Source organism: Chloracidobacterium sp. D (assembly GCF_018304685.1).
Lineage (GTDB): Bacteria > Acidobacteriota > Blastocatellia > Chloracidobacteriales > Chloracidobacteriaceae > Chloracidobacterium > Chloracidobacterium thermophilum.
This window is the reverse complement of record NZ_CP072634.1, coordinates 881981-898095: the sequence shown is the minus strand read 5'-3', so window position 1 is coordinate 898095 and position 16115 is coordinate 881981. Positions and strand designations below refer to the sequence as shown.

The 16115-nt window shown below is 58.9% G+C and carries 13 protein-coding genes; 9 read left to right on the top strand and 4 right to left on the bottom strand.

Translation table 11 applies throughout. The features are described from left to right. Window positions 1–74: 74 nt before the first annotated feature. The 4 genes from J8C01_RS03825 to J8C01_RS03810 all read right to left on the bottom strand — a co-directional run bounded on the left by J8C01_RS03825 (window position 75) and on the right by J8C01_RS03810 (window position 2832). Window positions 75–707 (bottom strand): hypothetical protein, encoded by a 633-nt coding sequence (locus J8C01_RS03825; protein WP_148263929.1) that lies wholly within the window; start codon window positions 705–707, stop codon window positions 75–77. Between the two features lie 11 nt (window positions 708–718). After that, window positions 719–1504 (bottom strand): enoyl-ACP reductase FabI, encoded by a 786-nt coding sequence (locus J8C01_RS03820; RefSeq protein ID WP_211432440.1) that lies wholly within the window; start codon window positions 1502–1504, stop codon window positions 719–721. 163 nt (window positions 1505–1667) lie between these two features. After that, complete coding sequence (locus tag J8C01_RS03815) at window positions 1668–2258, bottom strand: GTP-binding protein (RefSeq protein ID WP_014099276.1); 591 nt, start codon at window positions 2256–2258, stop codon at window positions 1668–1670. A gap of 76 nt (window positions 2259–2334) precedes the next feature. Further along, window positions 2335–2832: a roadblock/LC7 domain-containing protein gene (locus J8C01_RS03810; RefSeq protein ID WP_014099275.1), complete on the bottom strand. Its 498-nt coding sequence runs from the start codon at window positions 2830–2832 to the stop codon at window positions 2335–2337. A gap of 484 nt (window positions 2833–3316) precedes the next feature. On the opposite strand from J8C01_RS03810, the gene secA reads away from it, so the two are divergent. The 9 genes from secA to J8C01_RS03765 all read left to right on the top strand — a co-directional run bounded on the left by secA (window position 3317) and on the right by J8C01_RS03765 (window position 15934). Further along, complete coding sequence (secA, locus tag J8C01_RS03805) at window positions 3317–6109, top strand: preprotein translocase subunit SecA (protein WP_014099274.1); 2793 nt, start codon at window positions 3317–3319, stop codon at window positions 6107–6109. Between the two features lie 145 nt (window positions 6110–6254). Next, the gene (locus tag J8C01_RS03800; RefSeq protein ID WP_014099273.1) at window positions 6255–7967 is read left to right on the top strand and encodes an ABC transporter substrate-binding protein; all 1713 of its coding nucleotides are present in this window, start codon (window positions 6255–6257) and stop codon (window positions 7965–7967) included. A 59-nt stretch (window positions 7968–8026) separates the two neighbouring features. Further along, window positions 8027–9241 carry a protein kinase domain-containing protein gene (locus tag J8C01_RS03795; protein WP_014099272.1) on the top strand — a complete coding sequence of 405 codons (1215 nt, stop codon included), beginning with the start codon at window positions 8027–8029 and terminating at the stop codon, window positions 9239–9241. A gap of 95 nt (window positions 9242–9336) precedes the next feature. Next, window positions 9337–10725, top strand: a complete 1389-nt coding sequence (locus J8C01_RS03790) for an alkaline phosphatase D family protein (RefSeq protein WP_211432439.1) — start codon at window positions 9337–9339, stop codon at window positions 10723–10725. Window positions 10726–10811: 86 nt separating this feature from the next. Beyond that, window positions 10812–12224, top strand: a complete 1413-nt coding sequence (locus J8C01_RS03785; protein WP_211432438.1) for a M16 family metallopeptidase — start codon at window positions 10812–10814, stop codon at window positions 12222–12224. Window positions 12225–12784: 560 nt separating this feature from the next. After that, on the top strand, window positions 12785–13420 hold the full coding sequence (gene lepB, locus J8C01_RS03780) for a signal peptidase I (RefSeq protein WP_187288411.1): 636 nt from the start codon (window positions 12785–12787) through the stop codon (window positions 13418–13420). Window positions 13421–13492: 72 nt separating this feature from the next. Continuing rightward, window positions 13493–13678 carry a CPXCG motif-containing cysteine-rich protein gene (locus J8C01_RS03775; RefSeq protein WP_014099268.1) on the top strand — a complete coding sequence of 62 codons (186 nt, stop codon included), beginning with the start codon at window positions 13493–13495 and terminating at the stop codon, window positions 13676–13678. Window positions 13679–13872: 194 nt separating this feature from the next. Beyond that, complete coding sequence (locus J8C01_RS03770; RefSeq protein ID WP_014099267.1) at window positions 13873–14406, top strand: QcrA and Rieske domain-containing protein; 534 nt, start codon at window positions 13873–13875, stop codon at window positions 14404–14406. Window positions 14407–14500: 94 nt separating this feature from the next. After that, complete coding sequence (locus J8C01_RS03765; protein ID WP_014099266.1) at window positions 14501–15934, top strand: cytochrome b N-terminal domain-containing protein; 1434 nt, start codon at window positions 14501–14503, stop codon at window positions 15932–15934. The last annotated feature ends 181 nt before the right edge of the window (window positions 15935–16115 follow it).

Below are 16115 nucleotides of genomic sequence, written 5' to 3'. Positions count from 1 at the left end.
CAAAAAAGCGTGATTAAACTGTTTCAATCGGCCCCCGCCAGGGACTTTGTGAGCGGCGTCCACCCTCAAATAGCTCAGGCAAGCAAATTTCGGGCGCAGTTCCGGCGGACGACCTGCCAGGGATCATATCCGTCCCGCGCGTGCAGGCAGCGCCGGATGTCTTCGGCATTCGAGTAGTCCACAAGAAATTTGAGTGGGTACTCCCAGAAAGCGTGGGCGATGAGCGGCCAGCCGCCCGGTGCATGCGCATTGAAGTAATCAAAATGCACGTCGGCTGTGTCGGCGTCGTCGAAGTTGAAGTGCAGCGACGCCACGGGCGTGTCGTTTTCCGAGAAGTTGTATCGCTCTGGATGCAGACGGCTGTTGAACCGGCCACGCCAGGTTTGGCGCAGATCGGTAAAAGTGGCGTCAGCGCGCAGATCAGAAAGCAGGGATGCCGTTCCGTAGCGCGGATGGAAGCGCAGACCGTTGAAGCCCACTTCCTGGTTCGGCTGCTCGAACCCGACGTGTTGCCACAGATGCTTGCGTTTGAGCGCCCAGTAGAAGTTGAGCAGGTCGCCCCGCCGCCGACCAAACCAGGCAAAGTCAGTGGCCGTCACCCCCGCCACGCCCAACTCGGCCTGCACGGATGGGTGCAGGGCATCCCAGGTGGGCAGGGACGGCTCATCAATCGGTGTGCGCGTCCGGGCCAGCCACGTTCTCAACACATCCACGCGACCTAGGCCGGCTCATCCTTGGGCACAAGGCCGATGCAGTGATAGCCGCCGTCCACGTAAATGACCTCACCGGTGATGCCACGCCCCATGTGCGACACCAGAAACAGGGCCGTGTCGGCGACTTCGGCCACTTCCGTGGGCCGGCGCAGCGGGGCCACGGCGGCATGGTGTTTGAGCATTTTGGTAAATCCCTGAATGCCCCGTGCCGCAAGCGTGTTGATGGGGCCGGCAGAAATGGCATTGACACGAATGCCATAAGGGCCCAGGTCGGCCGCCAGATACCGGACGCTGGCTTCGAGCGCCGCCTTGGCCACGCCCATGACGTTATATCCGACGACAGCCCGCTCACTGCCGAGATACGTCAGCGTCACGATGCTGCCGCCGTGGTCTTTCATCAGGGGCAGTGCTGCCCGCGCCACAGCCGTCAGCGAGTAGGCGCTGATGTCATGGGCGATGCGGAAGCCTTCGCGGGAGGTGTCCACAAACGCTCCTTCCAGGTCTTCCTTGGGCGCGTAGGCCACGGCATGCACGAGAAAATCCAGCGTACCAAAGTTGGTTTTGACAGCCTCGAAGAACGCCGCAATGTCGGCGTCACTGGTGACATCACAGGGGGCGACGAACGGATTGTCCAGCATGGCCGCCAGTTCACGGACGTTGGCTTCAAGACGTTCGTTCTGGTAGTTGAGCGCCAGCGTTGCACCGGCCTGTGCCGTCGCCTGGGCAATCCCCCAGGCGATGCTGCGCTTATTTGCCACGCCGAGAATCACACCTTTTTTACCGGTAAGCATGATGAGGGGTCCTACCACACAGTGAGGATATGGATGGCCGGGCCAAACCACTGCCAACCATAATGGAAAAAGGCTTCGGTTGACTACCGAAGCCTCAAACGGGTATTGCCGTTGCGTTTGTCGCTGCTTCCTGTGGCCGGGACGGCCGCACCACCAATCGGGACTAACCGCCGCCTTTCTTGAGTTCGACCAGTACCTGTTTGGCCACCGCCTTGAGCGTATCGAAAACACCCGTGCCCTTGTAGGCGACAGCTTCAAACACCGGCTCGCCTTTGCGCATGAGTTCTTTTTTGAGTTCTTCGACCGGCAGGGCGCTGGGCAGGTCACGCTTGTTGAGCTGCAGGACGTACGGAATTTTCATCAGGTCATAGCCCTGCGCCTTGAGGTTCTGCTCCAGGTTCCAGAGCGACTCGATGTTGGCATCCATACGTTCTTCCTGCGAGTCGGCCACAAAGACCACACCGTCCACACCTTTGAGAATCAGCTTGCGGCTGGCGTCGTAAAAGACCTGTCCCGGCACGGTGTAGAGGTGGAAACGGGTCTTGAAGCCCCGTACGGTGCCGAGTTCCAGCGGGAGAAAGTCAAAAAACAGCGTCCGGTCGGTTTCCGTGGCCAGGCTGATCAGCTTGCCCTTCGCCTGCGGAGAAGTCGTGTCGTAAATATATTGCAGGTTCGTCGTCTTCCCGCCAAGACCGGGGCCGTAATAGACGAGCTTACAGTTGATTTCACGGGCAGCGTAATTGATGAACGTCAAGGCAAGCCACTCCTCGCACTACAGACAGAACCTGAAAAAGCGCTTGGGCGTAGAAATGTTGTTCCTCTACACCTTCTCAATCAGAAAACAAGTTGTCAATATCGTCCTCGGTGATTTCGGCAAAGGGTGATTCAAGATTGACGCCACGGGCCTTTTCTTCCTCGACCTTGCGGGCGATGGCTTCCAGCACTTCCGCCATATCGGTTGCGGCCCGCTTGACCCGGAGGCGCACCAGCCCCAAACTCGACCGCTCATCAAAGATGACGACCAGGATCACCCGCTGTGCCACAATCGAGATGTGGATGTTATCCCGTTCACCCTCGTGTGACAGAACCGGAAACTCTTTCTCGCCAACCAGATGCGCCAGTGCATCCGTGGCCGCGACGTTGCCGGCGGTCAGTGAAGCCAGACTCGTGGTGTCAATGGCGCCAACATCTCCGTGGTCGGCGATCTTCTGACCGTTCTTGTCGATCAGAAACACCATCCGGGCGTTGGCGTCTTCACACAGGCGGGCAATGATGTTCTTGATTTGCTGATACTCTTCACCGTAGAGCACCAGCGCGGCACTTGACATGTTTTACCATCCTCGTCGAGAAAGGTAGCGCGTGCTGCCTGGTTTGGCTATTCCCATATTACATCAGCAGCCATAATCTCTCGTCCAGTGGACGCGGTCGAAGCATCAGCTCCGTCATTCATACGTTGGCGGCTTACAAGGCGCGGCTTGGATACCAGGCTGAAACTCCATTTTATTGCCATCCGCCATCCAAGTCCCGCACCAGCGCAGCAATGTGCCTGAAGTGACCAGTTTCATAGCATAGGCGAAAAAACGCTTTCAAGGGCATTTCTCGGAAGCCAAACCACCAACCGGGCAGGTGCGACCGCAGCTTCCCAAGGGAATCACAAAACCAAGGCTTTCTTGACGCCACCCAGGTGATTCCTTAGTATCCCCCACCGGGCCTGACTTCTCCGCTGAAGCGTCCGGCACGTCAGGCAAGCGGTCTTGGCAACGCTGATTTTACTTCACCTCTCCCGATTTCCTTCCAGCCCAAGGCACATTCATGCTTCTCGACAAGGTTCTTGCCAAAATCTTTGGTAGCGCCAATGAACGCTACCTCAAGCGGATTCGCCCCCTTGTGTCGGCCATCAACGACCGGGAAGCCAGGCTCCAGGCACTGTCCGACGCCGAGCTGCAGGCGCAGACGGCACGTTTCAAGGAACGGCTGGACCAGGGTGAGTCTCTGGATGACCTGTTGCCGGATGCTTTTGCCACGGTCCGCGAAGCCTCGCGGCGTGTGACCGGGATGCGCCACTTTGATGTCCAGCTCATCGGCGGCATCGCCCTCCACCACGGACGCATTGCCGAAATGCGTACCGGCGAAGGCAAAACCCTTGTGGCCACCCTGCCGGTGTATCTCAACGCGCTGACAGGACGCGGCGTGCACGTCGTCACCGTCAATGACTACCTGGCCAAGCGCGACGCCGAGTGGATGGGCAAGATTTACCGGTTTCTGGGCCTTTCTGTCGGCGTCATCCAGAACCATCTCTACGATGACGAACGCCGCGCGGCCTATGCCTGCGACATCACCTACGGCACCAACAACGAGTTCGGCTTCGATTACCTGCGCGACAACATGAAGTATTCGGTCAAATCCTGCGTCCAGCGTGGTCACTATTTCGCCATCGTGGACGAAGTGGATTCGATCCTCATTGACGAAGCCCGCACACCGCTCATCATCGCCGGCCCCTCGGACGAATCGAGTGAAAAGTATTACCTCGCCAACGATGTCATTCCCAAGCTCAACCCGGCCACCGACTACCTGGTGGATGAAAAAACGCACACGGCGGCGCTGACCGAAAGCGGCATCGAACGGGTTGAAAAGCTGCTTGGGGTTGAAAACCTCTACGATCCGGCCAACTTCGAGCTGTTGCACTGCGTCAATCAGGCGCTCAAGGCCCATACCCTCTATCACCGCGACAAGGAATACATGGTGCGGGATGGGCAGGTCATCATCGTGGATGAACACACCGGGCGTCCGATGGACGGACGGCGCTGGTCAGATGGTCTGCACCAGGCAGTGGAAGCCAAGGAAGGCGTCAAAATTGAGGCCGAAACCCAGACGCTGGCGACCATCACCCTCCAGAACTACTTCCGCATGTACGAAAAGCTGGCCGGGATGACTGGCACGGCTGAAACCGAAGCGGCGGAATTTGCCAAGATTTACAACCTGGAAGTCACCGTGATCCCGACGCACCGGCCGATGATTCGGCAGGATTATCCTGACCTCATTTACCGGACGGCCGAAGAGAAATGGAACGCCATTGTTGAAGAAATCAAGGAACGGCACCAGACCGGTCAGCCGATCCTGGTCGGGACGGCTTCGGTTGCCAACTCGGAACTCGTTTCGCGGAAGCTTTCCGCTATTGGCATTCCTCACAACGTGCTGAATGCCAAGTACCACGAACGGGAAGCGGAAATCGTTGCCCAGGCGGGGCGCAAGGGGATGGTCACGATTGCCACCAACATGGCTGGCCGCGGTACGGACATTCTGCTTGGCGGCAATCCCGAATTTCTGACTGACGCCGAACTGCGCCGGCAGGGACGCAATCCGGCGGAAGTGCCGCCGGAAGAGCGCCAGGCCCTGTTTGAGCAGATCAAAGCCCAGACCGACCGGGAGCATGCCGAAGTCGTAGCGCTCGGCGGGCTGCACATCATCGGGAGTGAACGCCACGAATCCCGCCGCATTGACAACCAGTTGCGCGGCCGCGCCGGCCGGCAGGGCGACCCCGGTTCCTCACGGTTCTACCTGTCACTCGAAGACGACCTGATGCGCATCTTCGGCGGCGAACGGCTCAAGAACATCATGCTGACGCTGGGCATGGAAGAAGGCGTCGCCATCGAAAGCCGCATGGTGTCGCGGCGGGTGGAAGCCGCCCAGAAGTCGGTCGAAGCCCATAACTTTTCCATCCGCAAGCATCTGCTCGAATATGACGATGTGATGAACCTTCAGCGCGAAACCATTTACAACCTGCGGCGCGAGTTGATGGAAGGCGCAGAAGGTGGGCGGCAATTCATTCACCTGGCCGAGGACCTGCTCGCGGATGTCATCCGGCGCTACCTCCACGGGCGCCCGGAAGAATGGGACGTGGACGGCCTGCGCGTGGCTTTACTCGATCTCTATGCCTATGATTGCGAAGCCGAAAAGCTCGACTTCGAGCACCTGAACCGGGAAGAAATCCGCGCCAAGGTGTGGCAGACCGTCCTTGAGCGATACCGGGCACGGGAAGCCAAGATTGGAGCTGAAAATCTGCGCCAACTCGAACGCCACGTGATGCTCAATATCGTTGATGCTCACTGGAAAAAGCATCTCGCCACGCTCGACCATCTCAAGGAAGGCGTCGGCCTGCGCGGGTACGGGCAGAAAGACCCTCTCATTGAATACAAGAAAGAATCCAGCCGGCTCTTTGAAGAGATGATTGACCGGATGGATGAGGAATGCGTGCGCATCCTGTTCAACATGCGCATTGAGGTCGCTGAAGCCTCAGCGCTTGACTTCGAGAATGAACTGGTCGCCGGCGATGAAGCTGCCAGTGACGAGTTTGAAGTTGCTGGTGAACTTGCCGGCGAAGTGCCTGCGCCTCCCACGCTTCCGCGCCGGGTTGCACAACGTGCCCCAACGGCTTCCCTGCCAACCTCCCGCCCGGCGACCGGGCAGGTGTACACGGCCGCCAACGCCGGTGCCGCCCGGGCCGGTGAAGGCGGAACGGTCGTCCGCCGCACACCCAAGATCGGACGCAACGAACCCTGCCCCTGCGGCTCTGGCAAGAAGTACAAAAACTGCCACGGCGCATAAGTGGTTTGTAAAGCAAAGCGTGGCATTTTCCCGGCTACTCTGATAAAGGTACGGGCAGTACCCGTATTTCATTTCGACACACCACCGCCTGCCCCAAGCTGGCGCGATTGTTCTCAGGTGGCTGGGCGGTCGGCGACCATGACACATGCAGACAACAACTCGAGCGGCGACAGCGCTTTCGCTGGCGCTTTCCCTCTGTCTGACGTTGGCGACGGGATGTGGAACGGCCTCCCGCAAACTCATGGCCGGCACAGATGCCAAGCCGGCCAAATGTGAGCCGGGCAAACAAGGCGGGACACTCCGGCTGGCGCTGTCCTTTGGACCTTTGACCTTCAACCCCTTCGTGGATTCCACCCCCGATACGCTGGCTGTCCTGCGTAAGCTCTACGGCACGCTGCTGGATTACGACTTTGAAAAACAGGTTGTCGAGGACAGCGGTCTGGCCACGGCGGTCTCCCTGGCCGGTGACGGGAAAACCTACCGGGTGACGCTCCGCAAGTGCTTTTTTTCGGATGGCTCTCCCCTGGTGCCGGATGATGTGGTCTTCTCGTACGAACAAGCTCTCAAGGCTGGCTCTGCCCTGAGCGACCTGCTCAAAACCGGCGTGGGCAATGAACGCGGGGAAGCCAGGTTCAGCATCGTTGACGCCCAAACCGTAGAGATTCAATTCAACGATGCCATCTCGGCTGATGCTGCGAAGTTTGTCTTTGCCCGGATTCCCATTGTCTCCAAAACCAACTTCCCGACGGTTGCGGATGACCCGACCAAAATCGCCTGCTCCGGGCCTTTTGTCGTCAAATCATTTTCACCCAACAAGGAGCTTCGGCTGGCAGCCAATCCGAACTACTGGAAAGTGGACAATGCCGGTACGGTGCTGCCCTACCTCAACGAAGTCGTCTATGACCTGGGGGTGGATCGCAAGACCCAGTCGGAGCGGTTCGTCGAAGGCAAGTACGATGTCATTGACTACCTGCTGCCAGAGCAGGCCAAGGCCGTGGAAGGGCAGGCCAAGGTGCGTAATGCCGGTGGCTCGCTGCGCGTGTGGACGCTGGTCGGCAACACGCGGATTGACCAGACCAAGGTGGACCGGAACCGCGCCAAGCATTTTCTCAATGATGACTTCCGGGAAGCCGTCTCACGGCTCATTGACCGCAAACGCCTGGCCGCGTCCGTGCTGGGGGGCAACGCCGACCCCTGCTTTGGTCTCATCACCCCCGGCAATACCACCTGGTATGACCCGAATGCACCCCGCTATGAACCCAATGTGGAAACGGCCAAAGCCGCCCTGCAGGCCGCCGGCTACAGTTACCGGGACGGCAAACTCATTGACGGGATCAAGACGCCGGTACGCTTCAAGTTCACTGTTCCCAAAGAGCCAACCGCTGTTGCCATCGGGCAGTCCATCGTACAGGACCTGACGGCCGCCGGACTGGACATCGTGCTGGACGAACAACCCCTGGAAAAGTGGTGGAAAGCGTTGACCTCCGGGGTTTTCGACATGATTCTGGTCGAAATTCAGCCGGAACTTCCCGACCCCATCTTCCTTCAGCCCTTTGTGACCGGCAGCCGCCCCTACTTTGCCGAACCGGTTATTACCAACGCGCAAACGGACCTGCGGGGCTACGACTGGTTCAAGAAAATAGCCAAAAACTTCGACCTGGCACTGCGCCAGAAAACCATTGAAGAGCGGCGCAAACTCTATAACGATTTTCAGCGAAGCTGGAATGAGGTCACGCCGGTTCTGCACCTTGTCTCGGAACACACCATTGCCGGGGCCCGCTCCAATGTGCTGAACATCCGCCTGGCGAAATTCGACCCCGCTGCCACGTGGAATCTCGAGGAGCTTTACCTCAAGTAACCATCTCGTCTGTCAAGCGTCGTCTGCTGTACTATGGGTTTTCGCAGTGTGTGTAAGTCATGAAAGCCTGTCCGCAATGTCGGCGCACGTACACGGCAGACATCGCCTTTTGTCCCTACGACGGAAGGCCACTGTCCCAGGTGTCCGATGAAGAAGAACTGGGCGAAGACCCGCTCGTAGGGCGGGTCTTCATAGACCGCTACCACCTCACGGCGCGCATTGGTGAAGGTGGGATGTGTACCGTGTACCGTGGCACTCACGTCCTGACGCGCAAACTCTGGGCGGTCAAGATTCTCCACGCCGAACTGGCGGCCCAGCGCCGTGCGGTCAAGCGGTTTCAGAAAGAAGCCCAGGCAGCCAGCCGCATTGACCACGCCAATGTCATTCAGGTCACGGACTTCGGGACGAGCGAGGAAGGCTACGTCTATCTGGTTATGGAGTATCTGGAAGGCTCGACACTCAAGCGGGCCATCCAGACCGACGGGCCGTTTACGCTCGAACGGACGGTGCACATCGTACGGCAGATTGGGGACGCCCTGGATGCCGCGCATGCCCAGAATGTCATTCACCGCGACCTCAAACCGGAAAACATCATGCTCCTGCCCACGGAAGAAGCCGAGCGGGAACGGGTCAAGGTGCTTGATTTCGGGATCGCCAAGGTACAGGAAGACACCACGGACAGCGCTCCACTCACGGCGCAGAACATGGTTATGGGCACGCCGCAGTACATGTCTCCCGAACAGGCCAAGGGACTCGAACTCGATGCCCGGTCAGACATCTACAGTCTGGGGATCATCACCTACGAAATGCTGACCGGCAAAACCCCATTTCACGGCGGCCCATCCAAAGTCATCCTGAGCAAGCATGCCAACGAGATTCCCCCTTCGCCCCGCCGGCTGCGGCCCGACCTGTCGGCGCATGTCGAGCGCGTCATCATGCGGGCGCTTGAGAAAAGCCCCCTGCGGCGGCAGCAGTCAGGCAGTGAATTTGCCCGTGAACTGGAACTGGCAGTGCGCCTGGCAGCCACCATGACCAAGCGGGAGACAGAGCGCACACCGGTCATCACCGTACCGGCACTTCCCAGTGCGCCGGAAGTGGTTGAACCACCACCGCCGCCGCCAAGCCTTCCGGTTGATACCGTCATGGCCTCCCAGACAGTCGTGGCCCGTGAAGTTCCCCGGCGGAGCGCAACCTGGCGCACAGTCATCATTGTGGCTGTCGTCATAGCGTGTGTGCTTCTGGGCAGCATCATTTGGTGGTCCCTGCGAGGTTAGCCAACGGTCTTTTGACGACATGCCGCGTGCCTTCCCTGTCGTATTTCACCGCAGCCAGGCGTGTCGTGTGATTCCACGTGTGAGGACTTCTCCCTGTGAAGCGACGTTCCTTTCTCAGCCACCTGGCCTTTTCCCCGGTGGCCTGGTCCCTCCTGCGGCTACAGACGGAAGGGGCAGAGACGGATGCCCTGCTTTCCGGTCCGCTGGTTGGTTACAGCGAAATGACCGAAACGATGATCTGGCTGCAAACCCGGCGGCCGGCCCGCGTCCAGGTACGCTATTGGGTGCAGGGCAAGCCGGAGACGACCCGGCTCAGTGAGGAATACCGCACAACCCACGCCGGAGACGGCATCGCCAAATTCACCCTTTCCGGGCTGACCTTTGGCACACGCTATGACTACGAAGTTTATGTGGATGGAGCGCGCATTGAGCGGCCCTATCCGATGACCTTTCAAACCCAGCCGATGTGGAAATGGCGGACGGAGCCACCGCCCTTCAAAGTGGCTTTTGGTTCGTGCCACTACGTCAATGACCCGCCCTTTGACCGTCCGGGGCGACCCTATGGCGATTCGCCCAAGGTATTTTCCGCCATCTTGGCTCAGAAGCCGGACCTGATGCTGTGGCTCGGCGACAACTGCTACTACCGCGAAGCGGACTACCAGACAGAAGCCGGGATGCGGTATCGCTATGCCCACACCCGCGCCCAGGCGGAACTCCAACCGCTGTGGGCGGCTGTTCACCACTACGCCATCTGGGATGACCACGACTACGGGCCGAATGATTCGGATCGCACGTTCCGCCGTCGGGATACGGCCCTGCGCATTTTCCGGGACTACTGGTGTAACCCGACCCACGGCACACCAGAAACGCCGGGCTGCTTTTTCCGGTTTGACTGGGCTGATGTTGAGTTCTTCATGCTCGACGGGCGTTACCACCGGATGCCCAATCACCTGCCCGACGACGCACCAGACAAAACCATGTTGGGGCCGGAGCAACTCGGCTGGCTGCTGGAGTCATTGCGTTCCAGCGAGGCCACGTTCAAGGTAGTCGCCAGCGGCGGACAGGTGCTCAACCCTGTTTCTCCTTGGGAGTGCTTCGGCCGGTTCAAGGTTGAACAGTCCCGGATATTCGATTTCATCCGTTCGGAAAAAATCCCCGGTGTCGTCTTCATTTCGGGAGATCGCCACCTGGCCGAACTCAACCGGCGCCTGGAACCGAATCTCTATCCGCTCTACGACTTCACATCGAGTTCCCTGACCGCCGGTGTGGCCAAGCTCTCCAAAGCCGAGCAGGACAACCCCTGCCGGGTGCCGGGGACACTCGTTGAGAAGCACAACTTCGGCATTCTGGAGTTTTCCGGCCCACGCGCCAACCGGCTGCTCACCATGCGCTGCTTTGACGAGAACGGCGATGAGCAGTGGAAGCGGGAAATTCCCATCAGCGAGTTGCGCTTTCCACGTCCATCGGAAGAATCAGGACGGTAGATTGAAAGGCGACGTTCGGCTACGATAGTCCGTTGCGGCAGTGCCGCCGACATTTTCTTATTGGTTTCCGTCGTCATTTACCAGCCATGTCTTTTGCGCCAATGCGTTCCCGCCGCTGGATACTATGGTTTCTCACCGGCTGGCTGCTGTTGGTTGGAATGCCCGGGAACCCTGTGGCCAACGCACAAGCACAGCCAACCGTCCTGAAGCCGGAAGCCCCGCCGGACAGTGACCTTCCCCCGGTTCAACGGGACACCCTGCTGACCGGGCTGCCCATCCTGGTGGTGGAACGTCCCGGCTCGACCTCCGTCGCCGTCGCGGTCGTCATCAAGGTAGGCGCGACGTTTGACCGGGTGGGTAAAGCAGGACTGGCCCGCCTGACGGCCGAGTGCATCCGTAGCGGAGGCGGCGGCTACGACGCCGAACGGGTTCGGCTTGAACTGGAAGAAGCCGAAGCCCAGCTTGAAGTTGATGTGGACTGGGACCAAACCTGCCTCCTGGTGACTGGCCCCGCACGCCAGGCAGCGACCCTGATTGATCTGCTGGGACGGCTGGTGACAATGCCTGACCTGGCCCGGCGCGATTTTGCCGAAGCCCGCTTCAAGCCCTTTCAGGAAGCGGCCATCACAGCCGCCCGTGCGGCACAAACCGAGGAAGCTGCGGCGGATGCGCTGTTTTTCCAGACCCTCTATGAGGCCCACCCCTACCATCACAACCTGCTGGGGACGCCAGAGAGCCTCGCCGCAATTACGCCGGCCGATGTGGCTGACTTTTACCGTCGGCACTGGCTCCCCAACAATGCGGCCGTCATCATTGTCGGCGACATCACCGCCTCCCAGGTACGCAGTGTCACGCGCCGTGCCTTTGGCGGTTGGGCAAAGGGCAAGCCGGCACCGGCCACCTTCCTGCCGCCTAACCCTCCAGAGCAGCTTCGCCTGGTACACCAACCTCAGACCGGACCTGCCAGCGGGCCGATTCACCTTCGGCTGGGCGGAATTCTACCTGAAGCCACGGCTGAGACCCGCGCCACGTGGCTGGTGCTGACAGAGTTGCTCAAGCGCCGCTGTCAGCCCTGGCAACTGATGCTCTCCCACCGCCGGCTCCCGGACAGCCCGTGGATGCTCAGCGGGGTCTGCACCCCGGAAACGGCCCCGGCACAGCTCGAACAGGTACTCCAGCTTCTTGGTGAGTTACGGGATGCGCCACCGGGTGAGACCGATGTTCGTGCGGCACAGGCCGCTGTGGCAGCAGCATACCGTGACCGCGTACCCAACAACCGCGATCTGGCACGGCGCCTCGTGCAACTGGAAACCTACGGCCGCAGCCCGACGGTCGAAGCCGAGGTGCTCAACCGCGTGGCAGCCGTAACGCCGGCAGACTGCCACGCACTGGCGCGTGAGATGCTGGGGCGGGGGCGATTGATTGTCGTTTATGGCGGGGCGGCTTCGTTACAGGCCACCCTGGCCAAATTTGGAACCGTCGAAACCATCCAGCCGTGACCAATGCGTGCTAGAGTAGGCTCAAGAATGTTACGTCTTGCCCCCTCGGCTTGACCTGCGTACCTCAGGATGAGGCAGAGCGGATGATGATGCACGACGATTTCCACAATGATCAGTTCTCCAACCATCGGCTCCCCGAATACCCGTTTTCTGACTACAGGGCAGCAGAAGCATCTTCGGGGATGCGGGCTGCGGATAGCCCTTGGAATGAAACGGCACCAATCAGCTCATTCGGGTCTGAAGTCGAAGCAGCCGTGAACAGTGAAGCGACGACGTCAGCGGCTGCTCTGGACACAGGCCAGCTCCCGCAACCGGAAACTGCTCTACCGGATGCTGTCGCTACAGAAACCTGCTCTGAACCTTTGGCGCAGGCCCCAGAAACGCCCCTCGCTCAAGACGGAGGGGAAGGGACTGAACAGGAAACTGCCACACCGTGCCTGACCAGTGAGGCCATAGCGGCCTCTCAGGCGGATACTTGGTCACAACCTGTCTTTCGACCACTGTGGACGGTGGACAGCCAAGGGTCGTCATCCGGTTCCGGACTCGGCGACGAAGCTGGCGTGGTCATTTCGACGTTCACCGGGCCACCGCCAGCTTGGAAACACTGGGTTCGGGAAGGGTTGAGCATTGGACGGGACGTGCTTCTGGCGCTTGTTATCGCGCTGCTCATCGGGCTTTTTGTCATTCAGCCGGTCTATGTCAAAGGCACAAGTATGTTGCCACGCCTGCGTGAGGGGGAACGGCTGTTTGTCAACCGCTTTATCTACAACTTTTCCAAAATCGAGCGTGGCGACATTGTCGTGTTCTACTACCCCAAAAATCCCCAGGAAAGCTTTATCAAGCGCGTGATCGGCCTGCCCGGCGATGAAGTCACCCTGGCCAACGGCAAGCTCTACATCAACGGCAAGCTCGTGCCGGAAGGTTATCTGTCGAGTGACTACACGACGATTGTCAGCCCGCCCCGGACGTGGGTCGTTGAACCCCACCACTACTTCGTGATGGGCGATAACCGCGATGCCAGCAACGACAGTCGCAACTGGGGACTTGTCCCGGAAATGTACATCTATGGCAAGGCCGTCTATCGTTACTGGCCGGTAAGCGAGATGGGCTTCATCGAGGATGAGCCAACCCTCCTCGAACCGCTCCGCCGTCTGCAACGGATGGAAGACCGGATGGAACTCCCACCGGCGGAGTGAACGGCGGCGCGCAGCAAACCCGGAGAACAGCCCCCCACAACTTCACATCACTTCACAGGGAATCCGGCGCGCATGCAGGATACTGCCACCTACACTTGTGCTTACTGTGGTGAACCCAACGTCACCTTTCCCGACTGGAGCGGTGGCCGCCGGCAGCAATACATCGAGGATTGTACAGTTTGCTGTCAGCCAAACGTGCTTTATGTCACCCTTGAACCCGACGGCGAAACGGTCTGTGTCTTTGCGGAAGCAGGCTGATCTCCGGTTTGTCTCCGGGCGGGGAAAACTTGGGTAAAAGCCTTACACACTGTAAGCTTACTTACACACGCTGATTTTACCCCTCACTATACTGGCACCGGTAACCCCTCCACAGGCGTGGCAGCTTCTTCCCCGGCACATGCTTTCTGGAACAATGATCTCTTGAATTCCGGCTTCACGAGCAAGGAGTCTCTATGTCTGAACTGTCCGAAGTGGACAAAACCAAACGTCTGTTTATGGGGCTTGGCTCCATTGTGATCGGCGCCGGCATTGGTGGCGCACTGGCCTATCCGATTTTTCAATTTGCTGTCGGAAACGCACTCAAAACCGGCGAAGGCGGTGAAGACAAAAACTGGATTGACCTCGGTTCAGTTGCCGATTTTGAAGAAGGTAAGCCAACTGCCAAAAAGATTACCATTGAAATTCGTGATGGATGGGTGAAGTCCTCTTCGGACGAAACCATCTGGGTTGTGAAGCGGGGCAATGAATTTCTGACCTTTACGGCGACCTGCCCGCATCTGGGCTGCAAAGTCAACTGGATTCCCGAACGGAACGAGTATTTTTGCCCCTGTCACAACAGCGCCTTTGATATCAACGGTGAGAGAAAACCTGGTTCGGCTTCGGCGCGTGGGTTGGACACGCTCGAATACCGCGTTACGGATGGCAAACTTCAGATCGTTTTCCAGAAGTTCAAAAACCTGCTTCCGACCAAAGAGGTCTTTTCGTGAAGACACACAGTATTCCTGAAGACTTCAGCCGGCGATAGCCCCCACGCATCGGCATCTGTTGCTCACTACAGGAGACAAGAAAGGTTTTCCAACTATGGCTTCTCCGGCAATTCCACAGTCAAACGGTACGTTGGGAAAAATCTACGATTGGATTGATGAGCGCGCCGGAATCAGCGAAATCATGCATGAGTTGCTTGATGAGCCGATTCCAGGTGGGACGAAATACGCCTACGCCTTTGGCAGTGCGCTCCTGTTCATTTTTGCCCTGCAATCCATTACCGGTGTTTTTCTGGCGATGTACTACGTACCGAGTGCTGAAGATGCGCACAAATCGGTCGAGTACATCATGAAGGAAGTTCCCTTTGGGGCTTTCATGCGCGGTATGCACCACTATGGCTCCAGCGCCATGGTCATCATGGTGGTGCTGCACATTCTCCAGATTGTCATCTGGGGTGCTTACAAACAGAAACGTGAACTGCTCTGGCTGGTCGGGGCCGGGTTGCTGCAACTCGTCCTGGCGTTTTCACTTTCCGGCTACCTGCTCCCGTGGGATATGAAAGCGTACTACGGGACGGTAGTCACGGTTGGCATCGCCAGTGAAGTTCCCATTATCGGGGATACCATCAAGCGCATCATCATTGGTGGCACCGAGATGGGCACCATCACCATTTCGCGCTTTTTCATGGTTCACGTCTTTCTGCTGCCGGCGCTGATGGCTGGTGGTATCGCGGCGCATCTCTACCTGTTCCGCAAAGCACAGCCGGCCGGGCCCTTCAACATGACCGAGCAGGAAGCCATGTTCAAGGTTGAACCCTTCTGGCCCGGACAGGTCTTCAAGGATGCCGTCTTTTCGCTGGTGGTGTTCGCCATCCTGGCTTATCTGTCCCTGACGACCCTGGCCCCACTTGAACCCAAAGCCGACCCGTCCCAGACCCAGTATGTTGCCCGACCGGAGTGGTACTTCCTGTTTCTGTTCCAGCTTCTGAAATACTTCCCCGGTTCGACGGCGATCATCGGCTCACTGGTCATTCCCGGCATTGTGATGGCCATCATTACCTTCCTGCCGTTCCTTGACCGCAACCCGGAACGGCATCCGCTCAAGCGTCCCTTCGTCATGCTGGGCACGATTGGGCTGCTCGTCGCCATGGGCACCCTGCACCTGCTGGCCAAGCGGGATGATGAGCAGAATTTCGCTGCCCAGCTCAAGGCGCAGGAAGAAGAAGGCGCCCGTTTCCTCAAGGAACCCTTTGAGCCGAAGGACATCAGCCGGAAAGCGGCGGTTGCGGTCGCTCCAGCACCGGAAGCCTTTGTGAAAAACTGCGCCGTCTGCCACGGTGAACAGGGCGAAGGTGGGCCGGCCGGACCCAAACTCGTCGGTGTGGCGAAAAAACCCGGACGCAGCAAGGAAGAGATTGCCGGGCTGATTGAAAATCCATCGGCCTATGGTGCCTCCAAGATGCCGCCTATGCCCCAGGTTTCGGCTGCCGACCGGGTTGCCATTGCCGACTGGATTCACACGCTCAAGTAACCTTCCTGACTGTATGGTTCTCAATGGACGTGCCTGCCGAAGCGGCAGGCACGTTTTTTTGATGCTTTTCAGAAAGCCGGCAAATCCCTGGCGCACAGCAACAGGCTATGGCTCAGCCAAAAATCCGGCACTTCAGCCGGCGTGCAGCGATAAAGATTGGTTGGGGCAACTTGTCCGAGAT

Coding starts and splice junctions, on each gene's coding strand:
- J8C01_RS03810 (WP_014099275.1), bottom strand. CDS start 2,832: ATGTCAAGTGCCGCGCTGGTGCTCTACGGTGAAGAGTATCAGCAAATC.
- J8C01_RS03765 (WP_014099266.1), top strand. CDS start 14,501: ATGGCTTCTCCGGCAATTCCACAGTCAAACGGTACGTTGGGAAAAATC.
- J8C01_RS03775 (WP_014099268.1), top strand. CDS start 13,493: ATGCAGGATACTGCCACCTACACTTGTGCTTACTGTGGTGAACCCAAC.
- J8C01_RS03820 (WP_211432440.1), bottom strand. CDS start 1,504: ATGCTTACCGGTAAAAAAGGTGTGATTCTCGGCGTGGCAAATAAGCGC.
- J8C01_RS03800 (WP_014099273.1), top strand. CDS start 6,255: ATGCAGACAACAACTCGAGCGGCGACAGCGCTTTCGCTGGCGCTTTCC.
- J8C01_RS03770 (WP_014099267.1), top strand. CDS start 13,873: ATGTCTGAACTGTCCGAAGTGGACAAAACCAAACGTCTGTTTATGGGG.
- secA (WP_014099274.1), top strand. CDS start 3,317: ATGCTTCTCGACAAGGTTCTTGCCAAAATCTTTGGTAGCGCCAATGAA.
- J8C01_RS03785 (WP_211432438.1), top strand. CDS start 10,812: ATGTCTTTTGCGCCAATGCGTTCCCGCCGCTGGATACTATGGTTTCTC.
- J8C01_RS03795 (WP_014099272.1), top strand. CDS start 8,027: ATGAAAGCCTGTCCGCAATGTCGGCGCACGTACACGGCAGACATCGCC.